Origin of the sequence: Pantoea sp. UYEF8 (assembly GCF_040546285.1) — a bacterium.
Classification (GTDB): Bacteria; Pseudomonadota; Gammaproteobacteria; order Enterobacterales; family Enterobacteriaceae; genus Pantoea; species Pantoea brenneri.
Genome location: NZ_JBEPNM010000011.1, coordinates 154,484 through 178,227, shown reverse-complemented (window position 1 = coordinate 178,227; position 23,744 = coordinate 154,484). Strand labels below are relative to the sequence as shown.

Below are 23,744 nucleotides of genomic sequence, written 5' to 3'. Positions count from 1 at the left end.
TGCGCCAGCATCACCCGCAGGGCGTGGCCCCGGATGGGCCGCGGCTTATCCTGCACGACCCACCCATTCAGAATAAAGCGCCTTTAAGGCGCTTTATTCGTTTCTGCTGCACAGAGTTAAACGTGCCGGATGAGAATCTGCCGCAGGTTCGACTGAAGCGCCAGGAGCGGTTCAGGCTGATGCGCCAGCATCACCCGCAGGGCGTGGCCCCGGATGGGCCGCGGCTTATCCTGCACGACCCACCCATTCAGAATAAAGCGCCTTTAAGGCGCTTTTTTCGTTTCTGCTGTTCCCCATTCCTCCTCCCCCACCTCCCCCACCTCCGCACTTCATCATTCGGGCCATTTTGCCCTCACCGCTCTTTTCGCCTTCTTAACATTTTTCTTCTCAAGTGATGTTTCCGCAGGCCGATAATCGTTAATGACTATTTGCAGGGAGAAAATGATGTCATCTATATCCGGAATTTTAAGCAGTGCAGTCAGTAGCGGTGACAGCAGCGGCGGCGGCAGTGTTGCGTCGCAGGTGGCCGCGCTAAGCAAACAGATTCAGAACATCACAACCCAGCTTAAAGAGTTGTCCAGCAATGCAGATCTGACGGACAAACAAAAAGCTGAGATGCAGCAGATGTATGAGTCGCAAATCACCATGCTGGAAGCGCAGATTGCCCAGTTAGAGCAGAAGCAGGCTGAACAGGCCGAGCAGAAAAATGACGACAGCAAACTGCCAGGCGAAATCAAAGCGGACGGCGTCAACCGTCCAACCGACACGAACCAGCTTGATGTCTATATCTAAAACGGTGGACTGACCGCGCGTTGTTGCGCCAGCAGCGCGGCCTGCTGGCGCACCTCCTGCCAGATCGCTTCGGCGGCTGGCGTCAGCGAGCGATTTTTGCGCTTAATCAGCATCAGGCTGCGATTTATCTCCGGATATAAGCGCCTCACCGTGAGCGCTCGCCCGGCCGGCAGCGGCAAGGCCAGCGCCGGCAAAATGCTGATGCCAATCCCCGCATCCACCATCGGGAACAGCGTGGCGGGATGCCCGATATCCTGCACCACGTCGACCTGAATCTGCTGCTGCTGCATCGCCGCATCAATCAACACCCGACTACCTGAAGCGTAATCCTGTAGCACCATGGTACGCCCCGCCAGCATCGACCACTGCGCCTGTTCCACCTGCGCCAGCGGATCGTCATCGCGGCACAATAGAAGAAATGGCTCATCCAGAATGGCGAGACAATCGAAATCGGTATCGCTGAGCGGACCGATGATGATACCGAAATCGACCTCGGCGTTGCGCACGCTTTGCAGTACCCACTGCTGGGCGCGATCGTGGAGGATGACTTTAATGTGGGGAAAATGGTGCTGACTGGCCGCCAGGCATTGTGGCATCAGATGGGCTGAAATAGTCTGGCTGGCTGCCAGCCGCACCGTACCGCTGCGCTGCTCGCCGTAACTGCGGATATCCAGCAACGTGGTGTTGATCTCTTCCAGCAATCGCTCCATGCGCGACGCCAGTTGCTGTCCGGCTTCAGTCAGTATCACTTCCCGCGTGGTACGGTCCAGCAGGCGTACGCCGGTCTCCGCCTCCAGCTCTTTTATGCTGTGGCTGACCGCCGACTGACTCAGACCGATCGCCTGCCCGGCCTGACTGAATCCGCCGTAATGCGCCACCGCGATAAAGGTTCGCAACTGTCGTAGGGTATAATTCATCGATTCAGCTCATAGATTAATTCAATAAATCAATTTTATTTCTAAACCCGCTTCGCGCACAATCATTGCTATTCAATATTTAACTGGATTTTAACAATGGGATTTTTACGGCTCGATCCGATGATGGTCAAACTCATCATCACCGTGTTGCTGGCGTCTTTCCTGCCTGCAAAAGGCATTTTCGTCGATATCTTTAGCTATCTGACCACGGCCGCCATCGCCCTGCTGTTTTTCATGCACGGTGCCAAGTTATCACGTGAAAAGATCATCGCCGGCAGCAGTCACTGGCAGCTGCATCTGTGGATTATGTTCAGTACCTTTGTGCTGTTCCCGCTGCTCGGTCTGCTGCTGGTCTGGTGGCATCCGGTGAATGTCGGTCCCGAAATCTATACCGGCTTTATCTACCTCTGCATTCTGCCTGCGACGGTGCAATCAGCCATCGCCTTCACCTCGATGGCGGGTGGTAACGTCGCAGCGGCGGTCTGTAGCGCCTCAGCGTCGAGCCTGTTGGGGGTATTTATCTCCCCACTGCTGGTTAATCTGGTGATGGATGTGCACAGCAATGCGCCATCAGATGGCCTGGAGCAAATCGGTAAGATTATGCTGCAGCTGCTGGTGCCTTTTGTGCTGGGTCACCTCTCCCGCCGCTGGATTGGTGCCTGGGTGGAGAAACATCGCAGTCTGATTGGCAAAACCGATCAGACTTCCATTCTGCTGGTGGTTTATTCCGCCTTCAGTGAAGCGGTCATCAACGGCATCTGGCATCGCGTGGGCGTCGATACGCTATTATGGATTCTGGCCGGATGCGTACTGCTGCTGACCGCAGTGTTGCTGATCAACCTGCTGGCATCACGTCTGTTCCGCTTTAAACGTGCCGATGAAATTGTGGTGCTTTTTTGTGGCTCGAAGAAGAGCCTGGCGAACGGCGTGCCGATGGCGAATATTCTGTTTCCCGCCAGCAGTGTAGGGATGATTGTGCTGCCCTTAATGATCTTCCATCAGGTTCAGCTGATGGTCTGTTCATTTATCGCCGGGCGCTACAAAAAGAGTGGCGAGAAGCTGCAGGCGCAGCAGGTTAAAGCGCCGGTGATGGAGTCGCAAAAGTAGAGACACTGCCCGCCAGCGCGGGCAGAATTAATTGCCGGCCTTAAGCGGTTTAACCAACCCTTCAAGGCCTTCAATTTTGATTGCCAGCGTCAGTTGCATCAGATCACCCAGCTGACCTGACGGAAAATCCCCGCTGCGGGCAAACCACAGCAGGTAAGGCTCGGGCAGATCGATCAGCATCCGCCCTTTGTACTTACCAAAGGGCATCGCGGTATTGGCGATCGCTACCAGCTGATGTTTCTCCATCTCAGGCACCCAGCAGACGGATCATTTCCGCTTCATCGATCACCTCAATCCCCAGCTCCTGCGCTTTTGCCAGCTTGGAACCGGCCGCTTCACCAGCAATCAGCAGATCGGTTTTCTTCGAAACGCTGCCGCTTACCTTTGCGCCCAGCGCAATTAACTGCGCTTTGGCATCATCACGGTTCATCTGCGACAGCGAACCGGTCAGCACCACCGTTTTACCCGCAAACGGACTGTCGATCTCCTCGGCTCTCACCACCACCACCGCTGGCCAGTGAATGCCGATCTCCTCAACCAGCTGACGGATAACCTCGCGGTTACTCTCCTCTTCCATGAAGTTACGCACGTGAGTCGCCACCACTTTGCCGACATCCGGCACCGCAATCAGCGCCTCCAGATCGGCATCCATCACTTTTTCCAGTTCACCAAAATGGTTAGCCAGATTAGCGGCGGTCGCTTCACCGACTTCGCGAATGCCGAGCGCATAGAGAAAGCGCGCCAGGGTGGTTGATTTCGCCTTTTGCAGCGCATCCACCACGTTTTGCGCCGATTTCGGCCCCATACGATCGAGGCCGGTCAACACACCGGCGGTCAGGCGGAACAGGTCAGCCGGGGTTTTGACATACTCTTTTTCCACCAGCTGGTCGATAATCTTATCGCCCATGCCGTCCACATCCATCGCCCGGCGCGACACAAAGTGCTTCAGCGCTTCTTTGCGCTGAGCACCACAGATCAGCCCGCCGGTGCAGCGCGTAACCGATTCCCCTTCCACCCGCTCAACATCCGACCCACAGACCGGACAATGTTGCGGAAACACCACTTCACGGGCGTCGTCGGGGCGCTCTGTCGTTACCACATTGACCACCTGCGGAATGACATCGCCCGCACGGCGAATCACTACCCGATCGCCGATGCGCAAGCCGAGGCGCTCAATTTCATCGGCATTGTGCAGCGTGGCATTACTGACGATAACGCCGGCCACCTGAACCGGTTCGAGCCGCGCCACCGGCGTAATCGCGCCGGTGCGTCCGACCTGAAACTCGACGTCGCGCACCCAGGTCATCTGCTCCTGAGCCGGGAATTTAAAGGCGATAGCCCAGCGTGGTGCGCGAGCCACGAAGCCCAGCTGCTCCTGCAGCGCCTGTGAATCGACTTTGATTACCACACCGTCGATATCAAAACCGAGCGTGGGACGCTGCTGCTCAATCTCACGATAAAAAGCCAGCGCCTCTTGTGCATTATGCGCCAGACGGATCCGATCGCTGACCGGCAGTCCCCAGGCTTTGAACTGTTGCAGTCGCGCCATGTGGCTGTGCGGGATCTCGCCGCCTTCCAGCAGGCCGAAACCGTAGCAGAAAAAGGTCAGCGGACGCTTAGCGGTGATGCGGGGATCAAGCTGACGCAGCGAACCGGCCGCCGCATTGCGCGGATTGGCAAACACCTTGCCGTCGGTACGCCGCGCTTCCTCATTCAGTTTTTCAAAGCCGCGCTGGGTCATAAACACTTCGCCGCGCACTTCCAGTCGCGCCGGAATGTTGTCACCCTTCAGCCGCAGCGGAATGGCACGAATGGTGCGGACATTGGCGGTAATGTTCTCGCCGGTGGTGCCGTCACCACGGGTCGCCGCCCGCACCAGCAGGCCGTTTTCGTACAGCAGGCTGACCGCCAGGCCATCCAGTTTCAGTTCGCAGCAGTAGGTGATGTCTTCACTGTTTTTCAGCCGATCCTGCACCCGCTTGTTGAAGGCCAGAAAGGTGGCTTCATCAAAAGCGTTATCCAGCGACAGCATCGGGACTTCATGACGCACCTGCTCGAACACCGTCAGCGGCGCAGCACCGACACGCTGAGTAGGCGAGTCCGGGGTGATCAGCTCGGGATGTGCCGCTTCCATCTCACGCAGCTCACGCATCAGACGATCATATTCGGCGTCGGGGACTTCCGGCGCATCCATAACGTGGTAGAGATATTCATGATGACGCAACGTTGTGCGCAGTTCGGTGATTTGATCCTGAACGGATTTCATAAAGCCCCATCAGATAAAAAACCCCCGACAGGCGGGGGTTTGTTTTAACAATTCAGATAACCGTTAGCGCAGGTCTCAGACGCCGACCACATCGCGAATGCGCGCTTTGTAGGTTTCCAGCTTCTGTGGTGTCATCATGCGGCGCTCATCATCCAGCACCACACCGCCGACATCATCCGCGATACGCTGCGCCGACTGTAACATCAGCTTGAAGTTCTGATTCGCATCACCGTAGGAAGGCACCATCATAAAGATAGAGATGCCAGGCGTGCTGAAGTCAGTCATCAGGTCAGGATTGAATGAACCCGGCTTAACCATATTGGCCAGGCTAAACAACACCGGACCGCTGCCTGCCGGGCTGAGATGACGGTGGAAAATGTTCATTTCGCCAAACTGGAAGCCCGCCTGCAGAATCCCCTGCAGCAGCGCTTCACCATTCAGCTCGCCACCGGAGTGCGCGGCCACATGCAGTACCAGCACCGCCTCTTTCGGCTTCTCTGCTGGCGCTTTGGCTTCAGGCGCAGGTGCGGTAATCACCTCAGACTGCGGTTCAGGCTCAGCCTGATACTGCGGTTCCGGCTGTACCGACTCGAGCGGATCTAAATCGAGCAGCGGATCGGCCTGCACCGGCGGCGCGACAAACGTCGGCGCAGGTTGCTGCTGACGGACCGGCTCAGAACGCGGCTGCGGCTTAGGCTGTGGGGCCGTGTCGAACAGCGGATCGCTTTCAGGTTCTGACTGCGGTGCAGGTCGCGGCGCGGGCTGACGCACAGGCTCAGCGGTCGCGGGTTGACGCGGCGCTTGTGGCTGTGGATCGCGAACTTCATCGAAACGCGGTTCCTGATGAGTATGACGCTCAGGGCGTACACGAACCTCACCGACGCCGTCGTCCTCGTCGTCAATCAGGTCCTGCTCATCATGTTCATCACGTTGTTTAAGACGTTTGTGCGGGCGATCGCGGAACACTGACGAGCGCTCTTTTCGGCTGGTCCACAGCCCGTGAAGAAGGAGCGCTATAATGGCGATCGCGCCAACAACGATTAATATCAGACGCAAATCCTGCATCATTGTATTCTCTGTTGTTCCAATACCTTGCCACCGCGGCAAACTTTATCCTCTAACTGTATTTGCCCTGCTACACAAGTGCAAGTCTGTGCACTATTTTCTGACAAATAAGATAGGCGACCCACGCTTTTTCGCTGTTTTTTTACCCAAACGGCAGCTGGTCAGTGGAAAAAGCCAGGTTATAGTGGGCGCGGCTCAACATCTTCAGGAGAATTGGCTTTATGGCCCTTGAGAAATCCGTCTCAAATTTTAACGGTGTGCACTATTTCAGCCAGGGCTGGAAACTGGTGCGTTTGCCGGGCATCCGGCGTTTTGTGGTGATGCCACTGCTGATTAACATCGTGATGCTGGGCGGCGCATTTATCTGGCTGTTTTACCGGCTGGGCGACTGGATCCCCCGCCTGCTGGCCCATATCCCGGACTGGCTGCAGTGGCTGAGCTATCTGCTGTGGCCGCTGTCGGTGATAGCGATTGTGCTGGTGTTTAGCTACTTCTTCTCCACGCTGGCGAACTGGATCGCCGCGCCCTTCTGCGGACTGCTGGCCGAGCAGCTCGAAGGTCGTCTGACCGGCAAGCCCTTGCCCGACAGCGGTTGGATGGGGTTGATTAAGGATGTGCCGCGCATCATGAAGCGTGAGCTGCAAAAGCTGGGTTACTATCTGCCGCGCGCCATCGGGCTGCTGCTGCTCTACTTTATTCCCGGCTTTGGCCAGACCGTCGCGCCGGTGCTGTGGTTCCTGTTCAGCGCCTGGATGCTGTCGGTGCAGTATTGCGACTACCCGTTTGATAACCATAAAGTCCCTTTTCAGCAGATGCGCAACGCCCTGCGACAGCACAAAACCGCTAACATGCAGTTTGGCGCACTGATTAGTCTGTTCACCATGATTCCGATTCTGAACCTCGCCATCATGCCGGTTGCTGTTTGCGGTGCCACGGCGATGTGGGTCGATCGCTATCGACAGAACCTGGCGCGCACCGAGCTGCGTTAGAACCATCAGCCGGCCTTATGCTCTTTTTAACGAGGCTTATTGCCGGCTGACATATAGATATGCGATTTCTTTCCTTCCGCACCCAGGCAGAACAGGTATGCTCAGAGGGTTCCCAATAATTCATACAGTTAAGGGCAGGCTATGAGTAAGATCTATGAAGACAACTCTTTGACAATTGGTCATACGCCACTGGTTCGACTGAACCGCATCGGTAACGGCCGCATCCTTGCGAAAGTTGAATCCCGTAACCCGAGCTTCAGCGTGAAATGCCGTATCGGTGCCAATATGATTTGGGACGCAGAGAAACGCGGCATTCTGAAGCCGGGCGTTGAGCTGGTTGAACCAACCAGCGGTAATACCGGTATCGCGCTGGCCTATGTGGCGGCAGCGCGCGGTTACAAACTGACGCTGACCATGCCGGAGACCATGTCGGTTGAGCGTCGTAAGCTGCTAAAAGCGCTGGGCGCACAGCTGGTACTGACCGAAGGCGCCAAAGGCATGAAAGGCGCTATCGCGAAAGCGGAAGAGATTGTCGCCAGTAACCCGGATAAATATGTGCTGTTACAGCAGTTCAGCAACCCGGCCAACCCGGAAATCCACGAAAAAACCACCGGTCCGGAAATCTGGGAAGATACCGACGGTGAAGTAGACGTGTTTATTGCTGGCGTCGGCACTGGCGGTACGCTGACCGGCGTGAGTCGCTATATCAAGAACACCAAAGGCAAGAAAGATTTGATTTCGGTCGCCGTTGAGCCGACTGATTCACCGGTGATTGCCCAGGCGCTGGCCGGCGATGAAATCAAGCCAGGCCCGCATAAGATTCAGGGTATCGGTGCCGGCTTTATTCCAGGCAACCTTGATCTGAATCTGATCGACCGGGTTATTGCCATCAGCAATGAAGAAGCCATCAGCACTGCCCGTCAGCTGATGGAAGAAGAAGGTATCCTGGCCGGTATCTCATCAGGTGCCGCGGTCGCTGCAGCGCTGAAGCTGCAGGAAGATGAAGCCTTCGCCAATAAGAACATTGTGGTGATCCTTCCCTCTTCCGGTGAACGCTACCTCAGTACCGCCCTTTTTGCCGACCTGTTCACTGAAAAAGAGCTGCAGCAGTAACGGCTGAAAGTCTGAAAATGTCGAAAAAAGCACCCGATTGGGTGCTTTTTTGTGGTGCAGATCTCACTTTCACCACCCTGCAGATTGATTTCAGTGACGCGGCTCTGGTATTTAGACTGCCAATTATTTCGATGCCTGAAATTAATCCCTCTTTGAAGTGGATCAAGCTGAATCGATTTACGGATTTGGCGAAACGGCGATTAACGGCATAATTACCCGGTGACGTGTAGAATCGTTTTTGACACGCAACGGAATTGAAAAATTCATTCATGCGCGTCGTTAGCCAGCATGATGCTATACCCGCGCACCTACACAGGCTAAAGTGACGGCTCCAGGCTAGACTTTAGATCCAAAACACTCATCCTGATAACGTTGGGGAAATAGAATGTTCCAGCAAGAAGTTACCATTACCGCACCAAACGGTCTGCACACTCGCCCAGCTGCGCAATTCGTAAAAGAAGCCAAAGCTTTCCAGTCAGAAATTACCGTGACCTCTAACGGTAAATCAGCGAGCGCAAAAAGCCTGTTCAAACTGCAGACGCTGGGTTTAACCCAGGGGACTGTCGTGACCCTTTCCGCGGAAGGTGAAGACGAGCAAAAAGCAGTTGAGCATCTGGTCAAACTGATGGCTGAACTGGAGTAATTTCCGCTCAGCTTTCCAGCAAATCGACTCCTCTGCGCCATTGAGTGCAAACATCTTGATCGCGGACAATCTGTCCGCGTTATTGCTTTCGTAAAGTACGTGTCCCGCGACAATGGCACCGCAAAGAGTCCAATCAGCCATCGTGATTAAAAGGTAAGGTTATGATTTCAGGCATTTTAGCATCACCAGGTATCGCTTTCGGCAAAGCACTGCTGCTGAAAGAAGACGAGATCGTCATCAACCGCAAGAAAATTTCTGATGACCAGGTTGAGCAGGAAGTTCAGCGCTTCCTCGATGGCCGCAGTAAGGCGGCAGTACAACTGGAAGCGATTCGCGTCAAAGCGGGTGAAACCCTCGGTGAAGAGAAAGCCGCCATCTTCGAAGGCCACATCATGTTGCTGGAAGATGAAGAGCTGGAGCAGGAAATCATCGACCTGATCAAAAAAGATCACGCCTCTGCTGACGCCGCTGCCTACTCTGTTATCGATGGCCAGGCGAAAGCGCTGGAAGAGTTAGATGACGAATACCTGAAAGAGCGTGCGGCTGACGTACGTGACATCGGTAAACGTCTGCTGCAGAACATTTTAGGTCTGCATATCGTTGACCTGAGCGCAATTCAGGACGAATCCATTCTGGTGGCCAAAGACTTAACGCCGTCAGAAACCGCACAGCTGAACCTGAAAAAGGTGCTGGGCTTTATTACCGATTTAGGCGGGCGCACCTCGCACACCTCAATCATGGCGCGTTCCCTTGAGATCCCGGCAATTGTCGGAACCGGTAACGTCACCGCCACCATCAAAAATGGCGACTTCCTGATTCTGGATGGCGTTAACAACACCATTTACGTCAATCCTTCTGAAGCGATTCAGGAAGAGCTGAAAGCTGTACAGACACAGTATCTGTCTGAAAAACATGAATTAGCCAAGCTGAAAGATCTGCCGGCGGTGACGCTGGACGGTCATCAGGTAGAAGTGTGCGCTAACATCGGTACCGTGCGTGATATCGCCGGCGCTGAGCGCAACGGCGCTGAAGGCGTAGGCCTCTACCGTACTGAATTCCTGTTCATGGACCGTGATTCGCTGCCAAGCGAAGAAGAGCAGTTCCAGGCTTATAAAGCCGTCGCTGAAGCGATGGGTTCGCAGGCTGTAATCGTGCGTACCATGGACATTGGCGGCGACAAAGATCTGCCGTACATGAACCTGCCGAAAGAAGAGAACCCGTTCCTCGGCTGGCGCGCGATTCGTATCGCCATGGACCGCAAAGAGATCCTGCATGCCCAGCTGCGTGCCATCCTGCGTGCCTCATCATTCGGCAAACTGCGCATCATGTTCCCGATGATTATTTCGGTTGAAGAAGTGCGCAGCCTGAAAGCGGAACTGGAGCTGCTAAAAGCCCAGCTGCGCGAAGAAGGTAAAGCGTTTGATGAGAGCATTGAAGTCGGCATCATGGTGGAAACCCCAGCTTCTGCCGTCATCGCGCACCATCTGGCGAAGGAAGTCGACTTCTTCAGTATTGGGACTAACGACCTGACGCAGTATACTCTGGCGGTCGATCGTGGTAATGATTTGATCTCGCACCTGTACAACCCAATGACGCCATCAGTGCTGAATTTAATCAAGCAAGTCATTGATGCATCTCACGCTGAAGGCAAATGGACCGGCATGTGTGGTGAGCTGGCAGGTGATGAACGTGCTACACTACTGTTACTGGGAATGGGGCTGGACGAGTTCAGCATGAGTGCCATTTCTATCCCTGGCATCAAGAAAATCATTCGTAATACTAATTTCGAAGATGCGAAGGCATTGGCGGAGCAGGCACTGGCTCAACCGACAGCGGATGATTTGATGAATCTGGTTAACAAGTTCATCAAAGAAAAAACGCTCTGCTAATCTGCGAGATGCTGGCCCCAAATTACTGCTTAGGAGAAGATCATGGGTTTGTTTTCTAAACTTTTTGGCGAAAAAACAGATAGCGCTGGGACAATTGACATCGTAGCGCCTCTGTCAGGCGAAATCGTGAATATTGAAGACGTACCAGATGTGGTGTTTGCAGAAAAAATCGTGGGCGACGGTATTGCGATCAAACCGAGCGGCAACAAAATGGTCGCGCCTGTTGATGGCACTATCGGCAAGATTTTTGAAACCAACCACGCTTTTTCAATCGAGTCTGATAACGGCATTGAGCTGTTTGTCCACTTCGGCATCGATACGGTTGAACTGAAAGGTGAAGGCTTCAAACGCATCGCTGAAGAAGGCCAGAAGGTCAAAAAAGGCGACGTGGTCATCGAGTTCGATCTGCCGCTGCTGGAAGAGAAAGCAAAATCAACTCTGACACCGGTTGTCATCTCCAACATGGATGAAATCAAGGAATTGATTAAGCTGTCTGGCCAGGTGACCGTCGGCGAAACGCCGGTGATTCGCATCAAAAAGTAAGCGTCAATGATTAAACATAACGGCACCTTCGGGTGCCGTTATTGTTTCTGCCAGCCGGCAAGGCTCAGGGCTGCTGCCAGCGCGGTAAACGCAGCGTCAGCTCAAGCCCGCCATCAGGACGGTTGATCGCTTTGACCTCGCCATGATGCGCCAGCACTACTTTGCGCACGATAGCCAACCCAAGGCCATAGCCTTTGCCCATCAGCGGCGAATTGACCCGCACAAACGGGTCAAAGATGCTGGATAACTTCTCTTCATCGACACCCGGCCCCTGATCCCGCACCCGAATCGCCAGCCACTGCTGTTCCACACTTAAGCGTACCTCAATCTGCTGACCGGGCAGCGAAAAGCGCAGCGCATTGCGCAGCACGTTCTCGACGCCACGCCGTATCAGCTCCGCATTACCGCGCACCGTATAGTCGGCCTGTTGATCCACCAGAAACTCAACCCTGACGCCGGGGATCTGCGCTTCATAGCGGACATCGGTGACCACCGCCTCAAGTAATCCGGTCAGGTCAAAATATTGCTCATCCGGAATGCTTTCATGTTCGGCGCGCGACAGGGTTAACAATTCACCGATCATTTTGTCCAGCCGGCGCGCCTCTTCATCAATCCGATCGAGTGAACTGCCGACGCTTTCCGGCGTCTGGCGCGCCAGTCCGGTGGCCAGCTGCAGCCGCGCCAGCGGGGAGCGCAGCTCATGGGAGATATCGTGCAGCAGCTCTTCGCGCGCCCGCACCAGCGTTTCCAGCCGTTCAACCATCGCGTCAAAGGCTTCCGCCACGTTGGAAATCTCATCGTGGCGTTTGCGCATCATTGGAAACAGCCGCACGCTTAAATCGCCCTCGGCGACCCGGGAAAAGCCTTCGCGTAACTGACGCATCGGTCGTGTCAGGTTCCAGGCCAGCAGCAGGCTGAACAACAGGCCGACCGATCCGGCAAACACGAACATCGGCTCGGGAATATTGAGAAATTTGCGCGGCATCATGTTCATGCTGCTGTCTTCCCGCATGCCTTTAATGTTGTAGCGCAGCTCATACTCTTTGTTATCTGCGCCGCGCACCCAGCGCACAATCTGGTCGGGGATCCGGCCTTCAAACGGTGAATTTAGCCGCTCGGGCAGACTGGGCTGACCGGCCGGCCGCGCATGCTGTATCACGGTAAAAAACTGGCGATCGTTAGGCTCCCAGCCCGCCATCATATCCTCCAGCGCCGCCGGACCGCCCCGCTCCAGCACCGACACCGCAGAGGCCATTTGCAAATCGACGGTCCGCCGGATGGCGACGATTTCAGGCGGCTCATGGCGTTTACCGGAGAGCGAAAAGCCCAGCCAGAGTAACTGGCTCATGATGACGAACACTATCCAGAAGCCGATCAGAATCTTCCAGAACATCCGTCCACGGTAGCTTTGCTTCATCGAATACGGTAACCAATGCTGCGCACGGTTTCGATATTCACGCTGTCAGCGGTTAAGGCGCTTAACTTCTGGCGGATATTACTGATGTGGACATCGACGCTGCGATCATAGGCTTCGCGAGGACGACCGAGCCCCTTTTCTGACAGCTCATCTTTCGATACCACCCGATCCGGCGCGCGCAGCAACAGATCCAGCAGGTTAAATTCCGAGGCGGTCAGATCAAATGCTTTGCCCTGCCATTCGGTAATGCGGGTGGCAGGATTGAGCGTCAGCTCGCGCCAGCGCAGCGGCTCTTTGGTATCCGGCTGCGGCGCCTGCTCTTCAAACCGGCGCAGCACCGCACGCAGACGGGCCACCAGTTCACGCGGATAGCAGGGTTTCGGCATGTAATCATCCGCGCCCATCTCCAGTCCGATGACCCGATCAATATTGTCGCCTTTCGCGGTCAGCATAATCACCGGCAAACGGCTGTTCTGCCGCACCTGACGCAGCACATCAATACCGCTCATATCGGGCAGCATGATATCCAGAATCATTGCGGTGTATTGTCCGGACAGCGCCCCCTGAATCCCGGCGCTACCGGTTAACACCAGCTGCGCATCGAACCCTTCAGCGATCAGGTACTGGCTTAACATGGTGCCTAATTCAACATCATCATCAACAAGCAGGATTTTCATTTTTATCTCTCGTACAAAATTGCCGCTATTTTGTCCTGAGCTGCACCAGGGCGCAGCCTGATTTACGCGATCCTTACAGATTTAGCACTGCCGACGGCATAAGGCCACGCCAAAAAAAAGCCTGCGGGCAGCAATAACGCGCACGCAGGCCGGTTCAGGCGGAGATGAAGTTACTGATAGAGGCCGGTCGAGAGATAACGATCGCCGCGATCGCAGGCGATCGCCACCACTACGCTGCCGGGATGGGCAGCGGCGATCCGCAAGGCGCCCGCCACCGCGCCACCGGAGCTTACGCCGCAGAAAATCCCTTCACGTCGCGCCAGCGCGCGCATCGTCTCTTCCGCTTCCTGTTGTGACATATCAATCACGTCATCGACCAGATTGGGTCGGTAAATGCCCGGCAGATAGGCCAGCGGCCAGCGACGGATCCCCGGAATGCTGCTGCCCTCACTGGGCTGCAAACCGATCACCTGCACCCCGGTATTGTGCTCTTTCAGGTAACGCCCGACGCCGGTAATGGTACCGGTGGTGCCCATACTGGAGACAAAATGGGTCATCCGCTGGTTTGACTGCTGCCATAACTCGGGGCCGGTGGTCTGATAATGGCCCAGCGGATTATCCGGATTATTGAACTGGTCGAGTACCCGGCCTTCGCCACGCGCTGCCATCGCCTGCGCCAGGTCGCGGGCACCTTCCATTCCCTGATCGCGCGACACCAGCACCAGTTCCGCGCCGTAAGCGCGCATCGCATCCTGCCGCTCCTGACTCATGTTATCGGGCATCAGCAGACGCATCCGGTAGCCTTTCAGCGCGGCGATCATCGCCAGCGCAATGCCGGTATTGCCACTGGTGGCTTCAATCAGCTGATCGCCGGGTGTGATTTCGCCGCGCAACTCTGCCTGATGGATCATCGACCAGGCCGCGCGATCCTTGACCGAACCCGCCGGATTATTGCCTTCCAGCTTGAGCCACACCTCGCTGCCGTTGGCGGGCGTCAGGCGCTGCAGCTTAATCAGCGGGGTATTGCCGATGGTATCTTCGAGAGTCGTCACGGTGTCGTTCCTGGCGTAGTGCAAAAGAAAAATGGCAAAAAAAAGGCGGGAGTCACACTCCCGCCCGGTGTTGATGAGAAAATATCAGGCGCTCTGCGCAAAGGCAACTGCGCGCAGCGGGGTGTCGCCCTGATAGAGACGCGCCTGCTGCAGGCCGACAAACAGGCGTTCGCCGCGAATCGGTGCGGTCTGCTCGCCTTCAAATACCAGCGAGAACGGCTCGCTCTGCCAGCCGGCAGGCTGCACCACCAGCTGCCAGAAATGTCCGCGCGGACTGATCTCCAGCACCTGAACCGGCAGCGGCGTTTCCAGGCTGCTTCGGCGCGAAACATCAATCTCCCACGGACGCAGGAACAGTTCCACCGCGCCCTGATGCGCCGAGGTGTAGCCCAGCGGCCAGTGATGTGCACCTACATGGAACTGTGAACCCTGGATTTCGCCGTCAAAGCGGTTTACTTCACCAAGGAACTCCAGCACGAAGCGGGTCGCCGGATCGCGCCAGACGTCATCTGGCGTACCAACCTGTTCGATATTGCCCTGACTCATTACCACAACGCGATCGGCCACTTCCATCGCCTCTTCCTGGTCGTGGGTGACGAATACGCTGGTAAACTTCAGCTCTTCATGCAGCTGACGCAGCCAGCGGCGCAGCTCTTTACGCACCTGCGCATCCAGCGCGCCAAACGGCTCATCCAGCAGCAGGATTTGCGGTTCAACCGCTAAAGCACGCGCCAGCGCCACACGCTGTTTCTGTCCGCCCGACAGCTGCGCCGGAAAACGATTCGCCAGGTGCGCCAGCTGCACCATCTCCAGCAGGCGGGTCACGCGCTGTTTAATTTCCGCCGTGGACGGACGCTCACGACGCGGCAGCACCGTCAGGCCAAAGGCGATGTTGTCGAATACCGTCATATGACGGAACAGCGCATAGTGCTGAAACACAAACCCTACCTGACGGTCGCGGGCGTGCAGGCGACTGACGTCATGGTTATGAAACCGAATCTGACCGCTGTTCTGATGCTCCAGTCCGGCAATAATACGCAGCAGCGTGGTTTTTCCCGAGCCAGACGGGCCCAGCAGCGCCACCATTTCGCCCGAGGCAATATCAAGAGAGATATCGTTCAGCACCGACGTGCGACCAAAGGATTTGTTGATCTTGTTAATCTCAATGCTCATGATTTCCCTCCTGTTGCAAGCGGTTGTGCTGATGCGCTAAGCGCCATTGCACAATGCTCTTCAGAAACAGCGTGACAATTGCCATCAGCGTCAACAGCGCAGCGGCGGTAAACGCGCCAACGGTGTTGTAATCCTGATGCAGTAATTCAACCTGAAGCGGTAAGGTATAGGTCTCACCGCGAATCGATCCCGATACCACCGAGACCGCACCAAATTCACCAATCGCGCGGGCGTTGGTCAGCACCACGCCGTACAGCAGCGCCCAGCGGATATTCGGCAGCGTGACCCGACGGAACATCTGCCAGCCAGAAGCGCCCAGCAGAACCGCCGCTTCATCTTCGTGACTGCCCTGGCTCAGCATCACCGGCACCAGTTCACGGACGACAAACGGACAGGTAACAAACACCGTCGCCAGCACCATGCCGGGCCAGGCAAACATAATCTGGATGTTATGTGCATCCAGCCAGCCGCCAGCCGGGCCGTTGACGCCCCAGAACAGCAGATACATCAGACCGGCCACCACCGGCGAGACGGCAAACGGAATATCAAACAGCGTCAGCAGCAGCTGTCGTCCCGGGAAGGTAAAACGCGTCACCAGCCAGGCGAGCAGCGTACCGAACACCAGGTTGACCGGCACAGTGATCAGAGCGACCAGCACCGTCAGCCAGATCGCATGCAGCATGTCGCCATCCGCCAGATTGCCGAGCGCCACGCCTAATCCCTGGTTCAGTGCTTCCCAGAAGATCGAGGCCATCGGCACCACCAGCAGCAGGACCGACACCAGCGCCCCGATACCAATCAGCAGCCATTTGCCCCAGTTTACCGGCTGGCGGGCAGCATGATTAAGTTGCGAAACCTCTGCCATTAGTGGCCTCCCAGACGACGGCCAAAGCGGCTCTGTAATGTGTTAATCGCGAACAACAGAATCAACGAGGCGGCCAGAATCACCGAGGCGATAGCGCTGGCAGCCGGATAATCAAACTCCTGCAGCCGGACGAAAATCATCAGTGAGGTCACTTCGGTTTTCCAGGCGATGTTACCGGCAATGAAGATCACCGCACCAAACTCACCCAGGCTGCGGGTAAACGACAAGGCGGTACCTGCCAGCAGCGCGGGCGCGACTTCCGGCAGCACTACGCGGCGGAAACTCTGCCACGGCGTGGCACCCAGCGTTTCGGCGGCTTCTTCATACTCCGGGCCTAACTCCTCCAGCACCGGCTGTACGGTTCGCACCACAAACGGGATACTGGTGAACGCCATCGCGATGGCAATGCCGATCCAGGTGTAGGAAATTTTGATATCAAAATGGGCAAACCACTGTCCATACCAGCCGTTGACTGAAAACAGACCGGCCAGCGTCAAGCCCGCCACGGCCGTCGGCAGGGCGAACGGCAGATCCATCAGGCCATCCAGCAATGTACGACCAGGAAAACGGTAACGGGTAAGGATCCACGCCATCAGCATGCCGAACACCGCGTTAAACAGCGAAGCCACGCCCGCAGAGAGCAGCGTCACCTTATAGGCGGCAATCAGCTGCGGATTGGTGATCACATCCCAGTACTGTTGCAGCGTCATCTGCGACAGCTGCATGAGCACTGCACTGATTGGCAGCAGCAGAATTAAACAGGTAAACAGCAGACTGGTGCCAAGGCTGATACCAAAGCCGGGCAATACGCGTTTCTGGCTGGCTGCAAACATTATCCACGCCCCGCCGCTAACAATTTGTCGAGCTCACCGCCGCTGACGAAATGGGTCTGCATCACTTTATCCCAGCCGCCAAAGGCGTCTTCAACCCGGAACAGCGTGGTTTGCGGGAAGCGATCTTTCTGCTCCGCCATCAGTTGCGGATTATTCACCCGGTAGTAGTAACGGGTAATGATCGCCTGAGCAGCCGGGGTATAGAGATAATTAAGGTAAGCGCTGGCCGCGTCAGTGGTGTTGTTGTGGGCGACATTTTTATCCACCCACGCCACCGGAAACTCCGCCAGAATGTCGGTCTTTGGCACCACCACTTCATACTGGTCTTTACCGTACTGATTGCGGATGTTGTTAACTTCCGACTCAAAGCTGATTAGCACATCGCCGAGGCCACGCTCAGCAAAGGTGGTAGTTGCGCCGCGGCCGCCGGTATCGAACACTTCAACATTTTTCAAAAACCGGGTCATAAAGGCGCGGGTTTTGGCCTGATCGCCGCCATCGGCTTTGTCCGCAGCGCCCCAGGCAGCCAGATAAGTGTAACGGCCATTACCGGAGGTTTTTGGATTGGGGAAAATCAGCTTCACGTCGTTGCGGGCCAGATCTGACCAGTCATGAATCTGCTTTGGATTGCCCTTACGCACCAGGAACGCCATGGTGGAGTAAAACGGCGAACTGTTGTTAGGCAGTCGGTTTTTCCAGTCCGCCGCAATCAGGTTGCCTTTATCATGCAGCACCTGCACGTCAGTAACCTGATTGTAGGTGACCACATCCGCGCGCAGCCCCTGCAGAATCGCCAGTGCCTGCTTCGAAGAGCCGGCATGTGACATCTTAATGGTCAGGGGATCGGCCGGATGGCTGGCATCCCACTGTTTAATAAACGGTGCATTCAGGGCAACAAACAGCTCACGCGACACATCGTAGGAGCTATTAAGTAATTCAGTAGCATGGACTGCGCCGGCCACGCTCAGCGACAAGGCGATACCGCTCACGATTTTTTTCATCGCTTGTAATGTCATTTGGCACCCTGAAAAAGTTTGATGCGGATCTCACCCGCTGAGGCACCAGTTTATTTATAACTGTGTGAAAACCAGTAACGGTTTTATATATCGTTTGATGATTTCAAAGTCGAAAAAAGCATAAGACGGCGGCGAAGTTTATGCTGTTTTCAGCAAAAGACGAGGCGGACGGCAGGTCGCGTCCGCTGGGTGATTGAGAGAGACGTACGGGACAACGGCGGGCTTGCCGGACAGCCCGCCGCACGCGCCGCTGACAGTCTTAACGCTGCCAGACTATCTTGCTGATTTTCCAGTTTTTCAGCGTGTCGTCAGAAGGCATTAACCCTTCCGGACCGTGCCAGTCGCCGTGGTAAACGTAAGTCAGATGCTGACTGCCGGGCACGCGGCAGGCGACGTCGCGGGTATCGGTTCCGCTGGCCAGCGCGCAGTTATCGAAGGCTTTCGTGAATTTATTGCTGAACAGATCGCCAACTTTGCTGCCGTCAGCGCTGACAATATTGCTGTCCATCACTTCAATGCGTTCTGGCTGTGACTGACCGTACACCACCACTTTAACCTCGCCATCCTTCAGCGCCTGCCAGAAAGAAACCACCTGGCCGTTCTGACTGCGCATCCCCTGACGCAGGCTATAGTCGCCGTTCAGTCCGTCATTAATGGCGCTTTCGCTCATGGCAGTTGAGGCGGTTAAGCCGCCCACGCCCTGCTCGGTCACGGTCAGCGAAGAACCAAACCAGTTCCACGGCAGCGTTGATGACCAGTGATAACTCAGCGGATTCCACCAGCTTACCTGCTGGCTGCTGTCAGCGCCGGAACCGGCGTTGCTGGCGCAGCCGCTCAACACAACGGCGGCCATCAGTAGCGTGGAACGAACAGCTTTCATGAAAACTCCTGTTAATGCGATGCCGGAAAGGCGGAACTGATTGGAGTCGCAAAGCGGCAAAAAGTTTATTTAAGATGGTGTTCGGGCAGAAAGCAGTCGCGCAGACGCCGGTTGCTTTGCAGCCAGATCAACGCCAGCAGGTCAAACAGCGTCAGTAACAGCGGCAGCGGCGAGCTGAGCAGATCGCCCTGAATAAACTGCACGCCCTGCCAGAGTAAATTCACCAGCAGTGAAAGCGCCAGCACGCTGCGCCAGTGTTGCCACAGACGCGGCCAGCGCGTCCGGTAGCCGGTCAGCAGCAGCCCCGCCAGCGCCGGTAACCCGAGCGCGAGACCGATCCAGAACGCCTGCTGGTCAGGATAGAACAGCGCGAGCAGATCGTTGCCCTGCTGACGTGAAGCCCCGGCCATCACCAGCAGCAGCCAGGTGCGTGCCTGTAGCAGCAGGATCAGCCAAAAAAGAAATGGCAGCCGCAGCTGCCCTTTGCCATCATATTCATCCGGCAGATAGTCGGGTGACGGATTAATATTCACGATCTTCAATCAGACGCTTGCCGTACAGCAGCGCATCAACCGGCTCGTAATCGAGCTTCTCGTAAAACGCTACCACCTGATCGTTCTCTTCCCGGATCATCAGATGCAGTTTCGGACAGCCGCGGGCAATCAGCTTCTTCTCCAGCCGGTTCATCAGGGCATTGGCAAAGCCGCGGCCCTGATAATCTGGATGGACCGCCAGATAGTAAGCGGCACCGCGGTGGCCATCGTAGCCCCCCATCAGCGTGCCCACTACCACACCGCCCACTTCAGCGACCAGAAAAAGATCGGGGTCGTGATGCATCTTACGTTCGATATCCAGCTCCGGATCGTTCCATGGCCGTAACAAATCGCAACGTTCCCATAAGGTGATCACTTCTTCAAAATCTTCCTGGCGGAAGGCGCGGATTTCCATCTTCTTTACCTGCAACTAACCACAATTTGCTGATTATCACGCATTCTTCGACACACGCAACCCTCGCCACGCTGGCGACAAACAAAAAACGCAAATTTTCTGTTCGCGGACTGAAATACAAAGTAATGCCCTGAAATGTTTCAGAGATCGCAGCCGGCATAGCGTTACGCTATAACATCGGCAACATTCTTCTGAACGGACCCGCACATGCATTTGCTTAAACGTTTGATCCACCGTCGCCAGTTACTGCTTTCCGGGCTGGCGCTGGCCATTTTATCGCCGCGTGCCGTTCAGGCCAAAGAGGCGTCTGCTGGGCTGCAGAACAGTACGCGTCATCCGCGCCCTGCTCCACCAGCCAAAAATGGCAAGCGCATCGTCATGCTTGATCCCGGCCACGGCGGCGTTGACTCTGGCGCGGTGGGCGAAGAGGGATCGGAAGAGAAGCACATCGTGCTGGAGATCGCCGGCAATGTGCAGCGTCAGTTACAGAGCCATCCGCGCATTGAAGTACGGCTGACGCGCGACAGCGACCATTTCATTCCGCTGTATCAGCGGGTCGAGATTGCCCATCAGCACGGCGCGCATCTGTTTATGTCGATCCATGCCGACGGGTTCACCAGCCCGGACGCTAATGGCGCTTCGGTGTTTGCGCTCTCCAATCGCGGCGCCAGCAGTTCAATGGCACGCTATCTGTCGCAGCGGGAAAACGATGCCGACAAACTGGGCGGCGTGAAGGTGCAGCAGCAGGATCACTATCTGCAGCAAATTCTGTTCGATCTGGTGCAGACCGACACCATCAAAAACAGCCTGACGCTCGGTAAGCACGTGCTGGACCAGATCCGGCCGGTGCACCATCTGCACAGTCAGCACACCGAACAGGCGGCGTTTGCGGTACTGAAGTCGCCGTCGATTCCTTCGGTGCTGGTCGAAACCTCGTTTATTACCAATCCGCGTGAAGAACAGTTGCTCGGCACCAGCGCGTTCCGCCAGAAGATTGCCGCTGCCATTGCCAGCGGTATCGTCAACTACTTCGATGAATTCGATCGCCACAACGCCTGATTGTGGCCAGCTGTTCAGCGCACTAACACCGCCGCAGCCATGCAAGCCGCCAGATTTTGCGTATAATCGCGGCAGACTTTGACTAACAATAAGCGAAGAGATGGCTGATATTTCCCGCGTAAAAGCATTCCTGCTATCCCTGCAGGATGAGATTTGTAGCCGCCTGGCGGCAGAAGATGGCGGCGCACAGTTTGCCGAAGATAGCTGGCAGCGTCCCGGCGGCGGCGGCGGGCAGAGCCGTGTGCTGCGCAACGGGGCGGTATTTGAACAGGCGGGCGTCAACTTTTCGCATGTGCATGGCGATCAAATGCCGGCCTCGGCAACCGCGCACCGGCCAGAGCTGGCGGGTCGCAGCTTTGAAGCGATGGGCGTCTCGCTGGTGATCCACCCACATAATCCTTACGTGCCCACCAGCCATGCTAACGTCCGTTTCTTTATTGCTGAGAAACCGGGATCCGATCCGGTGTGGTGGTTTGGCGGCGGCTTTGACCTGACGCCGTTTTACGGCTTTGAAGAGGATGCGCTGCACTGGCATCAGACCGCCTTCGATATTTGCCAGCCGTTCGGTGACGATATCTATCCACGTTATAAAAAGTGGTGTGACGACTACTTCTATCTCAAACATCGCGATGAGCAGCGCGGCATTGGCGGCCTGTTTTTTGACGATCTTAATACCCCTGACTTTGAGCACTGCTTCAGCTTTATGCAGGCGGTGGGCCGCGGCTTTATCGATGCCTATCTACCGATTGTGGCACGACGTAAAGATCATCCGTGGGGCGACCGTGAACGACAGTTCCAGCTCTATCGTCGCGGCCGCTATGTGGAGTTCAATCTGGTGTGGGATCGCGGCACGCTGTTTGGTCTGCAGACCGGCGGCCGTACCGAATCGATCCTGATGTCGATGCCGCCGCTGGTGCGCTGGGAATATGCTTACCAGCCGACTGAGGATTCGCCTGAAGCCGCGCTCTACCGCGATTTCCTGCCGGTAAAGAACTGGCTGAATCTTCCCGCCTGATCGCATGACTCCGCAGCGCGGCCTGCGCTGCGGAGTCACGATCGTCGCCCCCTGAATACACTCTTTCACTGTAGCTGATAATAAAGTTATTCCATTTGCCACAATCACTCATAAATAATATCAGAATAGCGTTCACTTCTGTTTGATGCTCATCCGTTAGCGCCTGACCTTTAATTGATATAATAAGTAATCTCGCGACAAGGATAACAGCAATGGCACTTTTTATAGATCCCGACGAAACACTACAATCGCTTAAATTTGCTGAGGTAGCTGAGCGTCTCAATATCGAAATATACAGCGGCTTCAAACCCAACCTTACCCCGTGGCTGGGTAAAAACATTATCTTCGATGATCTGATTGCAAAAAGAAACACCGGCACCGGCAACGATCATTATGAAGACCAATGCACAGCAAAATATTACTACGACATCTTCAATACGATTAAATCGTCTCTGGGCGAAGCAAACAGAATCGTTGAAGTTGGCGTATTTATGGGTGGAAGCACCTCAATTTTAGCGGGGTGTGCCCACTATCTGGGCATTGAACTCGACTTAATCGATATCAGCCCTGAATTTTTACAGTTTGCCTATGAGCGTGCCAGAAGAAGCTACCCTGAAACCGTCGAAAGCCGGGTCAGAATGTTTCACGGTACGCTGCCGGAGTATGTCAGAGATGTGCTAATGGGCGAAGAGAATGTCAAAATCATTGTTCATCATGATGGTTCACACTCGTTTGAACAGGTGATTCGTGATCTCGGCAGCCTCTATTATTTAAACGATAAACTGCACAGCATCCTGATTCAGGATACCCATTTGCGCGGCGTACCTAAGTATTTTAATTTTGTTGATGCGGCAGTGTATTCCATTTTCGGACGGGATGTCACCTACGCGCCTATCGGCAGCGTTTATAATGACAGCCGACTTTGCGAACCTAATAAATGGCAAGGTAATTACTTCATGCCCGGCGAGCCTGAAGGAATGTATATTCCACTGAGCCATAACAAGTTTCACTATCCTCATCCAAAAATCGGGTTCTCAGAATTTTTTGAAAGTGTTTAACTGCGCTCCGATTCAATAAGTTTCCCCGGCAGCCCGTATTCATCCTGATGATATAACACGCCACTCAACGGTTATCGGCTATTCCCCTCCGGGGAAGAGGCCGATTTCCCGCCGTCTTTCCACAACGCACTTACTCTGCACTCACCACATCAAAACCCCGGTCCCGATTACAGATCAACTTAGCGGACCAGCCGCTGCTGTCGCCCTTCGCCGACGCTTCCTTTATTGCCGCCTGACTGACGGCAATGCTTACGCGTGTCACTCCCGCCTCAACCGTCGTGCGCCACCCGCTGACGCTGCCAGTGTCGCTGATACGGCACGGATTGCTACAGTGTTGCCTGCGTCATTTATCCTGGCTGCTATGCTTAGAGGTGGAATATGGCGCACCCCACGGTTAACACCGCATGACGGCTCCTTCGCACCGCCT

25 protein-coding genes are annotated in these 23,744 nt (G+C 55.5%); 11 read left to right on the top strand and 14 right to left on the bottom strand.

Annotated elements, in window-relative coordinates:
• Positions 1–444: 444 nt before the first annotated feature.
• Entirely contained in the window at positions 445–792 is a 348-nt protein-coding gene (locus tag ABIB18_RS18935) for a FlxA-like family protein (RefSeq protein ID WP_031375866.1), read from the top strand.
• Here the strand turns inward: ABIB18_RS18935 and ABIB18_RS18930 are convergent.
• Positions 789–1,709 carry a LysR family transcriptional regulator gene (locus tag ABIB18_RS18930; RefSeq protein ID WP_354475238.1) on the bottom strand — a complete coding sequence of 307 codons (921 nt, stop codon included), beginning with the start codon at positions 1,707–1,709 and terminating at the stop codon, positions 789–791. The genes ABIB18_RS18935 and ABIB18_RS18930 overlap by 4 nt on opposite strands.
• A 96-nt stretch (positions 1,710–1,805) precedes the next feature.
• Between ABIB18_RS18930 and ABIB18_RS18925 the strand changes: the two genes are divergently transcribed.
• Positions 1,806–2,816, top strand: a complete 1,011-nt coding sequence (locus ABIB18_RS18925) for a bile acid:sodium symporter family protein (protein WP_031375864.1) — start codon at positions 1,806–1,808, stop codon at positions 2,814–2,816.
• Between the two features lie 27 nt (positions 2,817–2,843).
• Here the strand turns inward: ABIB18_RS18925 and ABIB18_RS18920 are convergent, their stop codons facing one another.
• From ABIB18_RS18920 to zipA, 3 genes are all read right to left on the bottom strand, one after another.
• Positions 2,844–3,062, bottom strand: coding sequence for a DUF3820 family protein (locus tag ABIB18_RS18920; RefSeq protein WP_031375863.1), 219 nt, complete (start codon positions 3,060–3,062; stop codon positions 2,844–2,846).
• Between the two features lies 1 nt (position 3,063).
• Positions 3,064–5,082: an NAD-dependent DNA ligase LigA gene (gene ligA / locus ABIB18_RS18915; protein ID WP_031375862.1), complete on the bottom strand. Its 2,019-nt coding sequence runs from the start codon at positions 5,080–5,082 to the stop codon at positions 3,064–3,066.
• 75 nt (positions 5,083–5,157) lie between these two features.
• Positions 5,158–6,150 carry a cell division protein ZipA gene (gene zipA, locus ABIB18_RS18910; protein ID WP_031375861.1) on the bottom strand — a complete coding sequence of 331 codons (993 nt, stop codon included), beginning with the start codon at positions 6,148–6,150 and terminating at the stop codon, positions 5,158–5,160.
• Between the two features lie 218 nt (positions 6,151–6,368).
• Between zipA and cysZ the strand changes: the two genes are divergently transcribed.
• The 6 genes from cysZ (at position 6,369) to crr (ending at position 11,324) form a co-directional block, all read left to right on the top strand.
• The gene (cysZ, locus tag ABIB18_RS18905; RefSeq protein ID WP_031375860.1) at positions 6,369–7,136 is read left to right on the top strand and encodes a sulfate transporter CysZ; all 768 of its coding nucleotides are present in this window, start codon (positions 6,369–6,371) and stop codon (positions 7,134–7,136) included.
• A 141-nt stretch (positions 7,137–7,277) separates the two neighbouring features.
• Positions 7,278–8,249: a cysteine synthase A gene (gene cysK, locus ABIB18_RS18900; RefSeq protein ID WP_031375859.1), complete on the top strand. Its 972-nt coding sequence runs from the start codon at positions 7,278–7,280 to the stop codon at positions 8,247–8,249.
• A gap of 17 nt (positions 8,250–8,266) precedes the next feature.
• Positions 8,267–8,461 carry a hypothetical protein gene (locus ABIB18_RS18895; RefSeq protein WP_069728737.1) on the top strand — a complete coding sequence of 65 codons (195 nt, stop codon included), beginning with the start codon at positions 8,267–8,269 and terminating at the stop codon, positions 8,459–8,461.
• Positions 8,462–8,634: 173 nt separating this feature from the next.
• A complete protein-coding gene (ptsH, locus tag ABIB18_RS18890) occupies positions 8,635–8,892 on the top strand; it encodes a phosphocarrier protein Hpr (RefSeq protein WP_003848868.1) in 258 nt (85 codons plus the stop codon).
• Positions 8,893–9,053: 161 nt separating this feature from the next.
• Positions 9,054–10,781, top strand: coding sequence for a phosphoenolpyruvate-protein phosphotransferase PtsI (ptsI, locus tag ABIB18_RS18885; RefSeq protein ID WP_069728736.1), 1,728 nt, complete (start codon positions 9,054–9,056; stop codon positions 10,779–10,781).
• Between the two features lie 42 nt (positions 10,782–10,823).
• Entirely contained in the window at positions 10,824–11,324 is a 501-nt protein-coding gene (gene crr / locus ABIB18_RS18880) for a PTS glucose transporter subunit IIA (RefSeq protein ID WP_069728735.1), read from the top strand.
• A gap of 64 nt (positions 11,325–11,388) precedes the next feature.
• Here the strand turns inward: crr and ABIB18_RS18875 are convergent, their stop codons facing one another.
• The 10 genes from ABIB18_RS18875 to ABIB18_RS18830 all read right to left on the bottom strand — a co-directional run bounded on the left by ABIB18_RS18875 (position 11,389) and on the right by ABIB18_RS18830 (position 20,185).
• Positions 11,389–12,741 (bottom strand): ATP-binding protein, encoded by a 1,353-nt coding sequence (locus ABIB18_RS18875; RefSeq protein ID WP_069728734.1) that lies wholly within the window; start codon positions 12,739–12,741, stop codon positions 11,389–11,391.
• Positions 12,738–13,418, bottom strand: a complete 681-nt coding sequence (locus ABIB18_RS18870; protein ID WP_031375856.1) for a response regulator transcription factor — start codon at positions 13,416–13,418, stop codon at positions 12,738–12,740. The genes ABIB18_RS18875 and ABIB18_RS18870 overlap by 4 nt, the downstream gene beginning before the upstream one ends.
• A gap of 170 nt (positions 13,419–13,588) precedes the next feature.
• A complete protein-coding gene (gene cysM / locus ABIB18_RS18865; protein ID WP_031375855.1) occupies positions 13,589–14,470 on the bottom strand; it encodes a cysteine synthase CysM in 882 nt (293 codons plus the stop codon).
• A gap of 84 nt (positions 14,471–14,554) precedes the next feature.
• Positions 14,555–15,643, bottom strand: coding sequence for a sulfate/thiosulfate ABC transporter ATP-binding protein CysA (gene cysA, locus ABIB18_RS18860; protein ID WP_046288180.1), 1,089 nt, complete (start codon positions 15,641–15,643; stop codon positions 14,555–14,557).
• Positions 15,633–16,508, bottom strand: coding sequence for a sulfate/thiosulfate ABC transporter permease CysW (gene cysW / locus ABIB18_RS18855; RefSeq protein WP_069728733.1), 876 nt, complete (start codon positions 16,506–16,508; stop codon positions 15,633–15,635). The genes cysA and cysW overlap by 11 nt, the downstream gene beginning before the upstream one ends.
• Positions 16,508–17,341 (bottom strand): sulfate/thiosulfate ABC transporter permease CysT, encoded by an 834-nt coding sequence (cysT, locus tag ABIB18_RS18850; protein WP_031375853.1) that lies wholly within the window; start codon positions 17,339–17,341, stop codon positions 16,508–16,510. Before cysT ends, cysW begins: the two co-directional genes overlap by 1 nt.
• A complete protein-coding gene (locus tag ABIB18_RS18845; RefSeq protein ID WP_069728732.1) occupies positions 17,341–18,357 on the bottom strand; it encodes a sulfate ABC transporter substrate-binding protein in 1,017 nt (338 codons plus the stop codon). The genes cysT and ABIB18_RS18845 overlap by 1 nt, the downstream gene beginning before the upstream one ends.
• A 259-nt stretch (positions 18,358–18,616) precedes the next feature.
• Positions 18,617–19,237 carry an RpoE-regulated lipoprotein gene (locus tag ABIB18_RS18840; protein WP_069728731.1) on the bottom strand — a complete coding sequence of 207 codons (621 nt, stop codon included), beginning with the start codon at positions 19,235–19,237 and terminating at the stop codon, positions 18,617–18,619.
• Between the two features lie 65 nt (positions 19,238–19,302).
• Positions 19,303–19,770 (bottom strand): DUF2919 family protein, encoded by a 468-nt coding sequence (locus ABIB18_RS18835; protein WP_031375850.1) that lies wholly within the window; start codon positions 19,768–19,770, stop codon positions 19,303–19,305.
• Positions 19,760–20,185 (bottom strand): GNAT family acetyltransferase, encoded by a 426-nt coding sequence (locus tag ABIB18_RS18830; RefSeq protein ID WP_031375849.1) that lies wholly within the window; start codon positions 20,183–20,185, stop codon positions 19,760–19,762. Before ABIB18_RS18830 ends, ABIB18_RS18835 begins: the two co-directional genes overlap by 11 nt.
• A 207-nt stretch (positions 20,186–20,392) precedes the next feature.
• Here ABIB18_RS18830 and amiA point away from each other — a divergent pair, with 207 nt between their 5' ends.
• The 3 genes from amiA to ABIB18_RS18815 all read left to right on the top strand — a co-directional run bounded on the left by amiA (position 20,393) and on the right by ABIB18_RS18815 (position 23,317).
• Positions 20,393–21,244 (top strand): N-acetylmuramoyl-L-alanine amidase AmiA, encoded by an 852-nt coding sequence (gene amiA / locus ABIB18_RS18825; protein WP_069728730.1) that lies wholly within the window; start codon positions 20,393–20,395, stop codon positions 21,242–21,244.
• A gap of 100 nt (positions 21,245–21,344) precedes the next feature.
• On the top strand, positions 21,345–22,259 hold the full coding sequence (hemF, locus tag ABIB18_RS18820; protein WP_354475230.1) for an oxygen-dependent coproporphyrinogen oxidase: 915 nt from the start codon (positions 21,345–21,347) through the stop codon (positions 22,257–22,259).
• 212 nt (positions 22,260–22,471) lie between these two features.
• Positions 22,472–23,317, top strand: coding sequence for a class I SAM-dependent methyltransferase (locus tag ABIB18_RS18815; RefSeq protein ID WP_316552536.1), 846 nt, complete (start codon positions 22,472–22,474; stop codon positions 23,315–23,317).
• Positions 23,318–23,744: the final 427 nt, after the last annotated feature.